This window comes from Streptomyces diastatochromogenes (assembly GCF_002242805.1).
GTDB lineage: Bacteria > Actinomycetota > Actinomycetes > Streptomycetales > Streptomycetaceae > Streptomyces > Streptomyces diastatochromogenes.
In genome coordinates this window covers 241,766-255,806 of the sequence record NZ_MCGQ01000012.1, presented here as the reverse complement: position 1 = coordinate 255,806, position 14,041 = coordinate 241,766, and the positions used below count along the sequence as shown (strand labels likewise).

General features: G+C 71.2%; 13 protein-coding genes. 4 read left to right on the top strand and 9 right to left on the bottom strand.

All coding sequences use genetic code 11. The features are described 5' to 3' along the window. Positions 1 to 53 precede the first annotated feature (53 nt). Together BEK98_RS14180 and BEK98_RS14175 are read right to left on the bottom strand one after the other, a co-directional pair. Positions 54 to 1,868, bottom strand: coding sequence for an ABC transporter permease/substrate binding protein (locus tag BEK98_RS14180; RefSeq protein ID WP_094216853.1), 1,815 nt, complete (start codon positions 1,866 to 1,868; stop codon positions 54 to 56). Then, entirely contained in the window at positions 1,861 to 2,937 is a 1,077-nt protein-coding gene (locus tag BEK98_RS14175) for a quaternary amine ABC transporter ATP-binding protein (protein WP_094216852.1), read from the bottom strand. Before BEK98_RS14175 ends, BEK98_RS14180 begins: the two co-directional genes overlap by 8 nt. A 139-nt stretch (positions 2,938 to 3,076) precedes the next feature. Between BEK98_RS14175 and BEK98_RS14170 the strand changes: the two genes are divergently transcribed. The 3 genes from BEK98_RS14170 to BEK98_RS14160 all read left to right on the top strand — a co-directional run bounded on the left by BEK98_RS14170 (position 3,077) and on the right by BEK98_RS14160 (position 6,672). Next, positions 3,077 to 3,997, top strand: a complete 921-nt coding sequence (locus tag BEK98_RS14170; RefSeq protein ID WP_094216851.1) for a 5'-3' exonuclease — start codon at positions 3,077 to 3,079, stop codon at positions 3,995 to 3,997. A gap of 112 nt (positions 3,998 to 4,109) precedes the next feature. Beyond that, on the top strand, positions 4,110 to 4,958 hold the full coding sequence (locus BEK98_RS14165; protein ID WP_094216850.1) for a siderophore-interacting protein: 849 nt from the start codon (positions 4,110 to 4,112) through the stop codon (positions 4,956 to 4,958). A gap of 190 nt (positions 4,959 to 5,148) precedes the next feature. Then, a complete protein-coding gene (locus BEK98_RS14160; RefSeq protein WP_244201855.1) occupies positions 5,149 to 6,672 on the top strand; it encodes an amino acid permease in 1,524 nt (507 codons plus the stop codon). 6 nt (positions 6,673 to 6,678) lie between these two features. On the opposite strand, the gene BEK98_RS14155 is transcribed toward BEK98_RS14160, so the two are convergent. Continuing rightward, positions 6,679 to 7,350: an HAD family hydrolase gene (locus BEK98_RS14155; RefSeq protein ID WP_094216849.1), complete on the bottom strand. Its 672-nt coding sequence runs from the start codon at positions 7,348 to 7,350 to the stop codon at positions 6,679 to 6,681. A 53-nt stretch (positions 7,351 to 7,403) separates the two neighbouring features. Between BEK98_RS14155 and BEK98_RS14150 the strand changes: the two genes are divergently transcribed. Further along, positions 7,404 to 8,360 carry a pseudouridine synthase gene (locus BEK98_RS14150; protein ID WP_094216848.1) on the top strand — a complete coding sequence of 319 codons (957 nt, stop codon included), beginning with the start codon at positions 7,404 to 7,406 and terminating at the stop codon, positions 8,358 to 8,360. Positions 8,361 to 8,375: 15 nt separating this feature from the next. On the opposite strand, the gene BEK98_RS14145 is transcribed toward BEK98_RS14150, so the two are convergent. The 6 genes from BEK98_RS14145 to BEK98_RS14120 form a co-directional block, all read right to left on the bottom strand. Beyond that, positions 8,376 to 9,860 carry a cytochrome P450 gene (locus BEK98_RS14145; protein ID WP_094216847.1) on the bottom strand — a complete coding sequence of 495 codons (1,485 nt, stop codon included), beginning with the start codon at positions 9,858 to 9,860 and terminating at the stop codon, positions 8,376 to 8,378. A 46-nt stretch (positions 9,861 to 9,906) separates the two neighbouring features. Continuing rightward, positions 9,907 to 10,527: a GTP-binding protein gene (locus BEK98_RS14140; protein ID WP_094216846.1), complete on the bottom strand. Its 621-nt coding sequence runs from the start codon at positions 10,525 to 10,527 to the stop codon at positions 9,907 to 9,909. Next, on the bottom strand, positions 10,508 to 10,924 hold the full coding sequence (locus BEK98_RS14135; protein ID WP_094216845.1) for a DUF742 domain-containing protein: 417 nt from the start codon (positions 10,922 to 10,924) through the stop codon (positions 10,508 to 10,510). The genes BEK98_RS14140 and BEK98_RS14135 overlap by 20 nt, the downstream gene beginning before the upstream one ends. Continuing rightward, on the bottom strand, positions 10,921 to 11,325 hold the full coding sequence (locus BEK98_RS14130) for a roadblock/LC7 domain-containing protein (protein WP_094216844.1): 405 nt from the start codon (positions 11,323 to 11,325) through the stop codon (positions 10,921 to 10,923). The genes BEK98_RS14135 and BEK98_RS14130 overlap by 4 nt, the downstream gene beginning before the upstream one ends. Further along, positions 11,322 to 12,983 (bottom strand): ATP-binding protein, encoded by a 1,662-nt coding sequence (locus BEK98_RS14125; RefSeq protein ID WP_107428272.1) that lies wholly within the window; start codon positions 12,981 to 12,983, stop codon positions 11,322 to 11,324. The genes BEK98_RS14130 and BEK98_RS14125 overlap by 4 nt, the downstream gene beginning before the upstream one ends. A 301-nt stretch (positions 12,984 to 13,284) precedes the next feature. Then, positions 13,285 to 13,920, bottom strand: coding sequence for a TetR/AcrR family transcriptional regulator (locus BEK98_RS14120; protein ID WP_094216843.1), 636 nt, complete (start codon positions 13,918 to 13,920; stop codon positions 13,285 to 13,287). Positions 13,921 to 14,041: the final 121 nt, after the last annotated feature.

Genomic DNA, 14,041 nt, shown 5'->3' with positions numbered 1-14,041 from the left:
CCCACGGGCGTACGGCGCTGCCCACCCCTCGGGCGGCGGTCCGGGAGGTCAGGTCACCCGGCCGCCCGGCTCTTGGCGCCCTGCCGGGCCACCGGCGCCCACCGGTCGACCAGGCCCGGGTGCTGCTTCAGCCAGGTGCGCGCGGCGTCCTGTTCCCCGCCCTTGCCGGACTTCTGGATCTGCGCCTCCAGGCCGGTGAGCTGCTCCTCGGTCATCGAGAAGTTCTTCAGCCAGGTGCCGACCTCGGGGTTGTCGGCGGCGAAACCCTTGCGGGCGAGGGTGTGCACGCCGTCGCCCGCGCCCCAGGCGCCCTTCGGGTCCTTCAGCTTCTTCAGGTCGTAGTCGCTGTACGCCCAGTGCGGGGACCACAGGGTGACGACGACCGGCTGCTTCTTGGCGTAGGCGCGCTGCAGCTCGGCGAGCATCGCGGGCGTGGAGCCGTCGACGACGTCGTACGTGCCGTCGAGGCCGTACTCCTTGAGGACCTTGCTCTTGAGCAGGCCCATCATGCCCGCGCTGGGCTCGATGCCGACGATCTTCCCGCCGAACTCGGAGGCGTGGTCCTTCAGGTCCGCCAGGGAGTTCACGTCCTTGACATAGGAGGGGACGGTCAGCTCCAGGGAGGTGGGGCCGTACCACTTGCCGAGGTCGTCCAGTTGCTTGCCGTACTTCTTCCAGTACTCGGCGTGGGTGGTCGGCAGCCAGGAGTCGGTCTGGAAGTCGACCTGGCCGGTGGCAAGGCCGGTGTAGAGGGGGGCGGCGGTGTACTGGGTGGTCGTCACCTTGAAGCCGCGCTCCTCCAGCAGCTCCTTCCAGAGGTAGGTGGAGGCGATGCCCTCGTCCCAGGGGATGTAGCCGATCTTGATCTCCCGGCCCTTGCCGATGTTCGTGGCGGAGGCCCGGGAGGTGCCGGAGGAGGAGCCGAAGATCCCCATGCCTCCCGCGACGAGGGCGAGGACGACCACGCCGACGACGGCGACCGCCGGGCGCGGGCGGTACGACCACGCGGTCGTCCGGGCCTTCGCGGCGGCCCTGCGGCCCAGCGGGGAGAGCTGGGTACCGAGGGCGCTGGTCATGCGGTCCAGGTAGATGGCGAGGACGACGATGCCGACGCCCGCCTCGAAGCCGAAGCCGATGTCGAGCCGGCCGATGGCCTCGTTGACCGCGCCGCCCAGGCCGCCGGTGCCGACCATGCCGGCGATGACGACCATGGACAGGCCCAGCATGATCACCTGGTTGACGCCGGCCATGATGGTCGGCAGGGCGAGCGGCAGTTGGACGCGGAGCAGGGTGTCGCGCGGGGTGGTGCCGAACGCCTCGGCGGCCTCGACCAGTTCGGCGTCGACCTGGCGGATGCCCAGCTCGGTCATGCGGACGCCGGGGGCGAGCGCGAAGACCAGGGTGGCGATGACACCGGCGGCGGTGCCCAGGCCGAAGAAGAGGATGGCCGGGATCAGCAGGACCATCGAGGGCATCGTCTGGAGCAGGTCCAGGACGGGCCGTACGGCCGCGCTGACCGCCCGGGAGCGGGCGGCCCAGATGCCCAGCGGGATCGAGATCACCAGGGCGATGACGGTGGCGACCAGGACCAGCGCCAGGGTGGACATGGCCCGGTCCCACAGGTCGAGCGAGTCGACGAGGGCGAACCCGGCGAAGGCGAGGACGCCCGCGACCAGGCCGCGCAGCCACCAGGCGGCGACCGCGAGGATGCCCGCCAGCAGCAGGGGTTCGGGCGCGGTGAGGACCGCGTCGATGCCGTCGTACATGCCCTCCACGACCGCGCGGATCGCGTCGAACAGCCAGGAGAGGTGGGCGACCAGCCAGTCGACCCCTGAGTCGACCCAGTCGCCGAGGTGCAGCCTAGGCACGGGCGATCACCTTCTTCCCGCCGTTGTCACAGGCCGTGGGCACGGCCTGTTCGTCGCCGAGGAAGCCGACGAGGCGCTGCCGGGGTACGACGCCGACGAGCGCGCGGTCGGCGTCGAGGACGGCGACCGGGTGGGTCAGGCGGGCGCTGATCGCGCACAGCTCGGCGAAGGGCGTGGCGGGGGTGGCCGTCTCGCAGCCGCAGTCGGACTCGTCGCCGCGGAGATCGGTGTCCATGACGGCGGCGGCGGTCAGCACACGGGAGCGGTCGACGTCCTGGATGAAGGAGGCGACGTAGTCGTTCGCGGGGCGCAGCAGGATGTCCTCGGCGGTGCCGGTCTGCACGATGCGGCCGTCGCGCATGACGGCGACGCGGTCGCCGAGCCGCATGGCCTCGTTGAGGTCGTGGGTGATGAAGACGATGGTCTTCTTCAGGGTCTTCTGCAGCTCCAGGAGCTGGTCCTGCATGTCGCGGCGGATCAGCGGGTCCAGGGCGCTGAAGGACTCGTCCATGAGGAGCAGGTCGGCGTCGGTGGCGAGGGCGCGGGCGAGGCCCACGCGCTGCTGCATGCCGCCGGACAGCTCGTCGGGCCAGGAGTTCTCCCAGCCGGCCAGCCCGCACAGGGCGAGCGCCTCGTCGGCGCGGCGCTCGCGCTCGGCGCGGGGCACGCCCTGCACGGCGAGGCCGTAGGCGGCGTTGTCGCGGACGCTGCGGTGCGGGAAGAGCGCGAAGTGCTGGAAGACCATGCTGATCTTCTTCGAGCGCAGTTCGCGCAGGGCGCGGTCGGTGAGCGCGGTCAGGTCCTGGCCGTCGAAGCGGACCTGGCCGGCGGTCGGCTCCAGCAGGCCGTTGAGCATGCGCAGCAGGGTGGACTTGCCGGAGCCGGACAGGCCCATGACGACGAAGATCTCGCCGGCCTCGACCTCGAAGGAGGCGTCGATGACGGCGGCCGTGGTGCCGTCGGCGCGCAGTTCCTCCCGGTCGGCGCCCTGGCGCAGCCGTTCGACTGCCTGGTCCGGTCGTCTGCCGAACACCTTGAACAGGTGTTCCGCCTCAAGCCTGGATGACACGCGTACCTCTCGTCGCGATGGACAGATCAGAGGCCGCGCCTCCCCAGGACGGTCTTGGTCAAACTTTTAAGTGGCCCAGCTCACAGGGGTGGATCCGTGGCGGCAGATGACTGTCAGTGCCGTACGGCATGATGCGAGCGTGACCGGACGACTCATGCTTCTCGACACCGCCTCGCTGTACTTCCGCGCCTACTTCGGCGTTCCGGACTCCGTGCGGGCGCCGGACGGCACGCCGGTGAACGCCGTGCGGGGGCTGCTGGACTTCATCGACCGGCTGGTGCAGGACCACCGGCCGGCGAAGCTGGTGGCCTGCATGGACGCGGACTGGCGGCCGCAGTGGCGGGTGGACCTGATCCCCACGTACAAGGCGCACCGGGTCGCCGAGGAGCACGAGGGCGCCCCGGACGAGGAGGAGGTGCCGGACACGCTCACCCCGCAGGTGCCGGTCATCGAGGCCGTGCTGGACGCGGTCGGCATCGCCCGGGTCGGGGTCGCGCAGTACGAGGCCGACGACGTGATCGGCACGTTCACCGCGCGCGCCGACGGACCGGTGGACATCGTCACCGGCGACCGCGACCTGTATCAGCTCGTCGACGACAAGCGCGACATCCGCGTGCTGTACCCGCTGAAGGGCGTCGGCACGCTGCAGCTGACCGACGAGGCGGTACTGCGCGAGAAGTACGGGGTCGACGGGCCAGGGTACGCGGATCTGGCCCTGCTGCGGGGCGATCCGAGCGACGGCCTGCCGGGCGTGTCCGGCATCGGCGAGAAGACTGCCGCCAAGCTGCTCGCCGAGTTCGGTGACCTGGCCGGGATCATGGCCGCGGTCGACGACCCGAAGGCGAAGCTCACGCCGTCGCAGCGCAAGCGGCTGACCGAGGCCCGGCCGTATGTCGCGGTCGCGCCGAAGGTGGTGCGGGTGGCCGACGACGTCCCGCTGCCGGAGGTCGACACCACGCTGCCGCGGACCCCGCGCGATCCGGCGGGACTGGAGGCGCTGGCGGCACGCTGGGGGCTGGGCGGCTCCCTGCAGCGGCTGCTGACGACGCTGGGGGAGTGATCCCGACCGGAATATTCCGGCAAAACGCGTTCATCAAGCCCTCATGGAACCCGTGTTAACTGGAGAGAGATGCTAACTTAGGTAAACCTAACCAACGCAGCAGGAGGCCGTGATGGCAGAGCGTCCGGGACGAAAGCCGCGCAAGCCCCATACCGCCCAGGTGGTGCGCACCGAGCGGCTGACCCCGCACATGCAGCGTGTCGTGCTCGGCGGCGAGGGCCTCGCCGGTTTCGCCGCGGACACCTGCACGGACCACTATGTGAAGCTGCTGTTCGGCCCTCCTGGCGTGACCTACCCGGAGCCCTTCGACCTGGAGCGGATCCGTGCGGAGTTCCCCCGTGAGCACTGGCCGGTGACCCGGACGTACACCGTGCGCGCCTGGGACCCCGAGCACCGCGAGCTGACCCTGGACTTCGTGATCCACGGCGACGAGGGTCTGGCCGGGCCGTGGGCCACCCGCGTGCAGCCCGGTGAGAGCGTGCACTTCATGGGCCCCGGGGGTGCGTACGCGCCCGACCCGAGCGCCGACTGGCATCTGCTCGTGGGGGACGAGAGCGCGCTGCCCGCGATCGCCCGCGCCCTGGAGACGCTGCCGTCCGACGCCCGGGCGCACGCCTTCGTGGAGGTGTCCGGCCCCGAGGAGGAGCAGAAGATCGACTCCGAGGTGGAGGTCGTCTGGGTGCACCGCGGGGACCGGCCGGTGGGCACGGCCCTGCTGGAGGCCGTACACGGGCTTCGCTTCCCGGAGGGCCGGCCGCACGCGTTCGTGCACGGCGAGGCGGGCTTCGTGAAGGAGCTGCGCCGACTGCTCCGGGTCGAGCTGCAGTTCCCGCGCGAGGACCTGTCGATCTCCGGCTACTGGCGCCTCGGCCACAACGAGGACGGCTGGCAGGCCTCCAAGCGCGAGTGGAACGCCCGCATCGAGGCCGAGCAGGAGAGCGGCGGCGCGGCGGCAGCCTGAACACCTGGAAAGCGGCGGCACCCTGACGGGGTGCCGCCGCTTTCGCGTGCTCGCACCGACACCCTCCCTTGAGGGCGTGAGGACTTGGGCCCGTTACGGACACGCCCGTGTGACGCGGGGGAAACAGCGCGTCCCTAATTTCTGTCGCTCGACAGGAATTCACTCCCCGCGACCCCGGGCAGGTGCCGCCGTGACGACGACCGACGACCGCTCCCTGGAGGAGTTCGGCTACCGCCAGGAGCTGCACCGCAGCCTGGGCCGGTACGCCTCCTTCGCCGCCGGCTTCTCCTTCATCTCCGTCCTGACCACCGTCTTCCAGTTCTTCGCCTTCGGCTACTCCTTCGGCGGGCCGGTCTTCTTCTGGGCCTGGCCGGCCGTGCTGATCGGCCAGCTGGCGGTCGCCGCGTGCTTCGCGGAACTGGCCGCGCGCTACCCCATCTCCGGAGCGATCTACCAGTGGTCCTCGCGCCTGGCCACCCCCGCCTTCGGCTGGTTCGCCGGCTGGATCATGGTGATCGGGCAGATCGTGGTGGTCTCGGCGGCCGCGCTGGCCCTGCAGATGGTGCTGCCCGCGCTCTGGTCCGGCTTCCAGCTGATCGGCACCGACACCTCGCCCGCCTCCGCCGACGGCGCCGCCAACGCGGCGGTGCTCGGCGTGGCCCTGCTGGCGCTGACCACGCTGGTCAACCTCGTGGACAACCGTGTGATGTCCCTGGTCAACCGGGTCGGCGTGACTGCCGAGATCATCGGCGCGGTGCTGATCGTGGTCCTTCTGCTGACCCATTCCCGGCGCTCCCCCGGCATCACCTTCCACACCACCGGCGGCGCCGGGAGCGGCCTGTTCGGGGCGCTGCTGATCGGCTCGTTCACGGCGGCGTACGTGATGATCGGCTTCGACAGCGCGGGCGAGATGAGCGAGGAGACCCACCAGCCACGCCGTACGGCACCGCGCACCATCCTCACCGCCCTCGGTGCGGCCGGGCTGCTCGGCGGCCTCGTCGTCCTCGGCGGCATCCTCGCCGCGCCCAGCCTCACCGACGGGAAACTGGCGGTGGACGGGCTGAGTTACGTCCTCACCAGCAGCCTGGGCGACGGGGTGGGCCGGGTGCTGCTGGCCGACGTGGCGGTGGCGATCGCCGTGGCCACGCTCGCGATCCAGACGGCGGCCTGCCGCATGCTGTTCTCCATGGCCCGCGACGGCCGGCTGCCCTTCGCCCGCCATCTGGCCAGGGTCAACCCCCGCACGGGCATGCCCGGCACCCCCGCCCTGGTGGTCGGTGTCCTGGCCGCCGCCCTGCTGCTGCTCAACTTCGCCTCACCGGAGGCGTTCCTGGCCATCGGCACGACCTGCATCGTGATGCTGTACCTGGCCTACGCGATGGTGACGGGCCCGCTGCTGCTCAGCCGCCTGCGCGGCCGGTTCACCACGACGGGCACGGACGAGACGGGCGCCCCGCTCTTCTCCCTCGGCCGCTGGGGGATCCCGGTCAACGCCCTGGCCCTCCTCTACGGCCTCGCGATGACTCTCAACCTGGCCTGGCCCCGCGCGGCGGTGTACGACCCGGCGGGCGGGCACTGGTACTTCCAGTGGTTCACGGTGCTGTTCCTGCTGTTCACGCTGCTGTCCGGCTTCCTGTACCGGGCACGGAAGGCACATCAGCCGCACACCGCGCCGGAAGCATCAGCAGTGGCCGTACCCGCGGAATCCTCCTGACCGCACTCACCGGGCCACGGCATGCCCGTGCGATCCGGATGCGAAGGCCAGGATGTGCGGGACCGCCGCACTCAGGCTCCCGAAGTGGCGGTGCACGCCCTCCACCGCGGCAGCGGCGTTCACGCCCCACACCGTCATCCCGGCCCGCAGCCCGGACTCGACTCCGGACGGGGCGTCCTCGACGACCAGGCAGTCTTCCGGCTCGGCACCCAGCAGTGCGGCGGCCCGCAGATACGGCACGGGCGAGGGCTTGCCCTCCTCGACGGCGGCCGCGTCCACGATCAGGCCCGGCACCGGCAGGCCCGTCCGCAGGAAACGGCCGCGCACCCGGTGCTCGTAGTTCGAGGTCACCAGCGCCCAGGACCCCGGCGGCAGACCGTGCAGCAACTCCGACGCGCCGTCGAAGGCCGCGTAGACCCCGGACCGTACGTCCTCGTCCTCCAGCTCGTGCAGCGCGGCCAGGCACGCGTGCGGATCGCGGTCCGCGGCGACCTGGGCGAACGTCTCCATCGGCCGTGTCCGCAGGGCCACTTGGTACACCTCGTCGGCGTCCAGCCCGTATCGCTCGGCCCACGCTCGCCATACCTGGCGCTGGTTGCTCACCGCGTCCATCAGCGTGCCGTCGACATCGAACAGGACATACCTCGAACGGCCCGACTGCGCAGATTCCCTGGTCACACGTCGATCATGCCAGGCACCGCCCACAGACACCGCCCTCGTACCCTTGACCGGTGAGACGACGTACCCCGCCCCCGCCCGCCCCGCTCCCCCAGCGCGACGGTGTCGACCCGGTGCGGGTGCGGCTGCCGTTCGGCGGGGTGTGGGCGACCGTGCGGGAGTATCTCGTGGCGCGGCTGACGGGGGCCGGGCCCGGGGTGGTCGAGGCGATGTTCGGTGCCGGGCTGATCGTGGGCGCCGACGGGCGGGCGGTGGCGCCGGACGCGCCGTACGAGCCCGGGATGTTCGTGTGGTTCCAGCGGGAGCTGGCCCCCGAGGTGCCGGTGCCGTTCCCGGTGGAGGTGGTCCACCGGGACGCGCACATCGTCGTGGCCGACAAGCCGCACTTCCTCGCGACGACCCCGCGCGGCACCCATGTCGCCCAGACCGTGCTGGCCCGGCTGCGGAGCGAGCTGGGCATCCCGTCGCTGTCCGCCGCGCACCGGCTGGACCGGCTCACCGCGGGTCTCGTGCTGTTCACGGTGCGGCCCGAGGAGCGCGGCGCGTACCAGACGCTGTTCGCGGACCGGCTGGTCCGCAAGGAGTACGAGGCGATCGCGCCGTACGACGCCTCGCTCGCTCTGCCCCGGACCGTGCGCAGCCGGATCCTGAAGGAACGCGGAGTTCCGGCCGCGCGGGAGGTCGAGGGCGAGCCGAACGCCGTGACCCGGGTGGAGCTGGCCGAGCACCGGGCCGCGCTGGCCCGGTACCGGCTCGTCCCGGAGACGGGGCAGACCCACCAGCTGCGGGTGCACCTGAGCGCGCTGGGCGTGCCCATCCTCGGCGACCCGCTGTATCCGGAGGTGACCGCCCCCGTGCCGGACGACGACTTCCGGCGTCCGCTGCAACTGCTCGCGCGGAGGCTGGAGTTCACCGATCCGGTCACGGGGGCGGAGCACACGTTCGTCAGCGGACGGACGCTCCAGGCCTGGCACTCGCCCGAGCGGTGGGCCGCCGGCCAGGAGCCGTAGCCCCGTCCCCCGCGCTCACTCCCCGCGCCACCAGCGCAGCATCCGCTGCCACACGTTCTGGCGGCGGGGCTGCACCGGTGCCGCGGGGACGGGCTCGGGGGCGGGGCGGGGGATCTCCGGAGTGACGTCCGGCGCGGGCGTCGGTTCCGTGCGGACGCTGCCGACCTGCCACGTGGCCCGCTGGTTCGGGATGTGCGACGCGCTGGGCGGAAGTTCCACGTCCTGCTGGGGCTTCGGTTCGAAGCGCACCGGCAGGGCCACCAGGTGCCGGGAGGCGATGGAGGAGCGCCAGCGCAGGTCCTCCTCGGGGCAGTCCAGCTGGATGTCCGAGAGCCGCGTCAGCAGGGCGTCCACGCCGACGTCGGCGATGGCACGGCCGATGTCCTGGCCGGGGCACTCGTGCGGGCCGCCGCCGAACGCGAGGTGCGAGCGGTTGCCCTGCATGTTGGCCGACAGGTCGGGACGCACCCGCGGGTCCACGTTGCCCGGGGCGGGCGCCATGAGCAGCCCGTCGCCCTTGCGGATGCGCTGGCCGCCCAGCTCGGTGTCCTGCTTGGCGAAGTAGCCGAGAACGGTGCTGAACGGCGGCTCGTCCCACAGGGACTGCTCGATCGCCTCCGGCACGGTCATCTGGCCGCCGTTGAGCTGGGCACGGAAGCCCGGCTCGGTGAGGACCATGCGCAGCGCGTTGGCGAGCAGGTTGGCGGTGGCCTCGTAGGCCGCGAAGAGGACGAGGCGCAGGTGTTCGCGGACCTCGTCGTCGCTCAGTCCCGCGGGGTGCGTGATGAGGTGACTGGTGACGTCGTCGTCGGGCCGGGCGCGGCGGCGGGTGGTGAGCCGGCTCAGCGCGTCCATGACGTAGGTGTGGCTCTGGATGGCGGTCTCGGTGCCCTTGAGCGCGTCGCGGGCGGCCTGCACCATCCGGTCGTTGTACTCCTCGGGCATGCCGAGGATCTCGCACATGACGGCCATCGGCAGGTGCTCGGCGAACTGGGAGACCAGGTCGGCCCGGCCCCGCTCGCAGAAGTCGTTGACCAGTTCCTGGGTGTAACGGCCGATGTGGCGGCGCATGGTGCGGTGGTCGATGGTCGACATGGCGCCGGTGACCGCCGCGCGCAGCCGCTGGTGCTCGTCCCCCTCGGCGTGCGAGCAGATGGGCTGCCAGGCGATGTGCGGCATGAGCGGGTGGTCGGGTTTGACCATGCCCTCCTGCAGCGGGGTCCAGATCCGGCTGTCGCGGGCGTACTGGGAAGGGCTGCGGACCAGGTGCAGGTTCTCGGCGTGCCCGAGGACCACCCACATGGGTACGTCCTCGTGGAGCAGCACGGGCGCCACGGGGCCGTGCTCCTCCCGCAGCCGCTCGTAGAGGTCGCCCAGATCGGCCGCGTCGGGGCCGTAGAGCCGGTGCAGCCCCCCGGGGCCCAGGCCGTGCGCCGGGCAGCCCGGCGGCGGGCCGGCGGTGGGGTCGGTGCCGGTCAGGGATTGGGGTTCAGGCGTCACAGTGTCGCTCCGGAACGGAAGGTGTGGGGGTATGGACGGATACGGGTCAGGTGAGGGCGCCGGACAGGGCGATCGAGTGCAGGAAGCGCATCAGGGTCATCAGCACCTCCTTGCTGGAGGCCCGGCGGCGCACGTCGCAGTCGAGGATCGGGATCTCCGGGGCCAGGTCCAGCGCGGTGCGCAGTTCCTCGGTCGGGTAACGGGGCGCGTCGGGGAAGGAGTTGACGGCGACGACGAACGGAACGCCCCGTTCCTCCAGTCGTCCCATGACGTCGAAGCTGACCTCCAGGCGCCGGGTGTCGACCAGGACGACCGCGCCGAGCGCGCCCTCGAACAGGCCGTTCCACAGGAACCAGAAGCGCTCCTGGCCGGGGGTGCCGAAGAGGTAGAGCACCAGCTTGTCGGTGATGCTGATGCGGCCGAAGTCCATGGCCACGGTGGTGGCGGTCTTGGTCTCGGAGCCGTAGTTGTCGTCGACCCCGATACCGGCCTGGGTCATGGTCTCCTCGGTGGTCAGCGGTCTGATGTCGCTGACCGAACCGACCATGGTGGTCTTGCCGACGCCGAAACCGCCCACGATCACGATCTTCACCGCGGCCTGTGCCGTGTGCGGCAGATGGTCCTCGGTGCGTGGGCCGGGAATGGTGTCAGAGCCGTTGAAGTCCATGCATCACCGCTTCAAGGAGTGAACGGTCTGGGAGCGCCTTGCGGACGATCGGGGCGCGCGCCTGCACCAGTTCGGTCGTGATCAGCTCGGTGATCAGGACGGTCATCGCGCTGAACGGCAGATTGAGGTAGGCCGAGAGCTCGGCCACGGACAGGGGGGCGGTACAGAGCCGGAGCACTGCCGCCTCCTCCGGTGAGGCGGACGGCGGCGGCGCGGAACGCGCCACGATTAAGGTGACCAGGTCGAGTTCGGCCCGGCCGCCGTCGGCGCTGCCGGCGATGGTGTACAGCCGTTCCGGGTACCTGGGGTTCTCCTCGCCCTCCGCCGGTTTGGGGGGCGGCGGAGGCGGGGGCGGCAGTGGTTGCGGCTGGCGCCGTTTGCGTCGCGGAGGAGTCATACGGTCTGCCCGTTCCGCCGGGGCGGACTGGTGAGATGGGCGCCCATCCGAACGACGAGGTCGCGCATCATGCCGCTCATCCGGCCCGGCTCGCAGGTCACGTCGGCGAGCACGGCGAGGAAGGCGTTGGCACCGGCGTTCATGAGGTAGAAGTAGCCGCCCTCGATCTCGATGACGACGAGCTTCATCTCGCCGGCACCGGGCAGTTCCTGGATGATGGCACCGGCGAGGCTCTGTACGCCCGCGCAGGCGGCGGCCACCCGGTCGGCGGCGTCGGGGTCGCCTCCGTGGCGGGCGATACGCAGTCCGTCGGCGGAGAGGACCACGATCATCTCGATGCCTGGTACGCCGTCGTTCAGCTGCTTGAGCATCCAGTCCAAGTTGCCTCGCTGCTGGATCACTTGAGGTTCCCCTCGTCGTCGTCGGTAGCGCCCTCGGTGGCGGTGTCCGAATCGTTGAGCAGGTGCAGGTACGCGGTCGGGTTCAGCGTGAAGTCGGTCAGTTCGGCCGCGGTGGCGTCCTCGGGCATGCCCTTGCGCAGGCCGTTCCAGAAGTCGTCGACCCACATGCCCGGCGGCCGCTCCCGGAGCTTCTTCAGCTCGGGGTCCATCTCCGGCTCGGGCTCGGGCTTGGGCTGGGACCAGATGGTCGGCCGGCCCTCGCGCTCGGCGCGCTCGATGGCGGCCTGTTCGGCGTACCGCTGGCTGAGCGGGGTCTTCATCCGGCTGCGGCGCTGCGGCAGACCGCCCGCCGTCCACTCGGTGACCTCGGGGACGTCGTCCTCCATGGAGATCCCGGCCGGGATGCGGGGGCTGGTGGGGCGGCGCTTCTTGGGCGGGCGCTTGGGGCCCTCGACCGCGCCGAGTTCGGGCTTGGGCACGGCGGTGGCACCGATGCCGTGGGCGGCGCCGACACCGGGCTCGGTGGTGGTCATGACGCGCGGCACGATGAGGATCGCGCGGACGCCGCCGTAGGCGGAGGCGCGCAGCGAGACCTGCATGTCGAAGCTCTTGCAGAGGCGGCCCACGACGGCGAGGCCGAGCTGCGGGTTCGAGCCCAGGTTCTCCGCGTCGTCGCGCGCCATGGCGTCCGCGATCGCCTTTTCGATGCGGGCGCGGCCTTCGTCGCTGAGGCTGACTCCGGCGTCCTCGATCTCGATGACGACGCCGGTCTGCACCTCGGTGGCGGTGACGTGGACCTTGGTCGTCGGCGGCGAGTAGCGGGTGGCGTTGTCGAGGAGTTCGGCGGCCGCATGGATGATCGGCTCGACCGAGGTGCCCTTGATGTTGATGTTGACGATGGAGTTCAGCTCGATGCGCCGGTACTCCAGGATCCGGGACATGGCACCGCGCAGCACGCTGTACAGCGACACGGGCAGCGGCCACTGACGGCCGGGGCGGCCGCCGCCGAGCACGGAGATGGTGTCGGCGAGGCGGCCGATCAGCGCGGTGCCGTGGTCGATGCGCAGCAGGTCGTCGAAGACCTCGGGGTTGCGGCCGTGGTCCTCCTCCATCTCCCGCAGTTCGTTGGCCTGCTGGTGGACGATGGCCTGGATGCGGCGGGCGATGCTGACGAAGGAGCGCTCGGTGGCGTCGCGCATCGAGATCTCGTGGTCGGCGCCTTTCAGCGCCGTGCGCAGCAGGTGGCGCTGCGAGTCGGGGATGTTGCGCAGTTCGGGGTCGACGTCGACCGCCTTGCGCATCACCTCTCTGAGCGGTTCTCCGTGGCGCAGCCGGTGGAGCGCGGTGGGCAGGATCTCGGTGCCGAGGCGGACGATCTCCGCGTCATGGGCAGCGAGGCGGCGCTCCAGATACGCGGTGTGACGGGCGTGCTCGGCCTGCGCCGCGCGGAGTCTGCGTCCGCGGCGGACCACTTCGGTGGCCGTGGCGAGGACCAGCAGCAGGGCCACGGCCCCGCACCCGCCGACGGCGATCCGGGCCGAGGCCGGGGCCAGGGTGACCGCCGCCGCGGTCGCCGCGGCCATCGCTATGGCCGGGAGCAACAGCACGCGCGCGTAAGGACGTTCACGGCCGCCGGGAGGCTTTTGAACACTCACCATGGATGCCTTCTGAGACGAGTCGGCTGGGTGTCAGGGGAGCTTGCGTGGGGAAGGTTCATGGAACTGAAGGGGATCATCGGGAAGTTTGGGAACAGGCGCACGAATTCACCTCAACTCGGTGCGCCGCGGGCGAGCTTAGTCCGACCGGATCATCGCCGTGTCATATTCGGCAAGCACCTGAAATCGCCCACGCAACAGGAGTACGCTCGCCCCATTTACACGCTCGGCGATCATTCGAACACGACACGTGACGGCGTACGGGCGTACGAAAATCACTCATCGTGATGAGTGAAAAGGCGGGTCAGACCCCGACGATCCGCAGTGCCGCGTCGGCGGTGGCGCGGGCGAACTCCGCCACGGAGCGCTCCGGTTCGGAGCGGTGCACCAGGATGACGCCCTCGATCAGACCGAAGACCAGATCCGTGCGCAGATCCAGCTCGCTCTTGGCCAGCGCCCCGCCCGCGGCGGTGGCGGCCAGCAACTGCCGGTAGCCGTCCTTGAGTTCGGCCCGTACGGCATGGAAGCCCGCGAACCGCTCGGTGCGCACCTCGGGCAGCAGATAGAGCCCGCCGAGGTTGTGCGGCCCGCCGCACAGCAGCTCCACGTCGGTGCGGCACAGCTCCCACAGCCGGTCCTCGGCCGGGGCTGCGCCCTCGGCGTCCTCCGCGAGCAGCTCACGGGCCCGGGCCAGCGAGGGCGTGACGGTGGACTCCAGCAGGTCGGCGAGCAGTTCCTCCTTGCCGGAGACGTAGTGGTACATGGACGCCTGCCGCATGCCCGCGCGCTCGGCGACGGCCCGGGTGGTGGTGGCCGCGTAGCCACGGGTGGTGAACAGCTCGGCGGCCGCGGCGAGCAGTTCGGCGCGCGGTTCGAGGCCGCTGTCCGGCCGCTGCGCGGCCCTCGGCCGGCCCACCCGGCGACTGCTGCCCGTTCCCATGCGTTCGATCCTCGCACACCGCCTCCTCCGGCGATCTCCGCGGATCTCCGTGAGGGCTCGGTAACCGCCCGGCAACGCACCCGCAATGGCGGCGACCCGGCCCGCCCCTAATTTCTGTCGC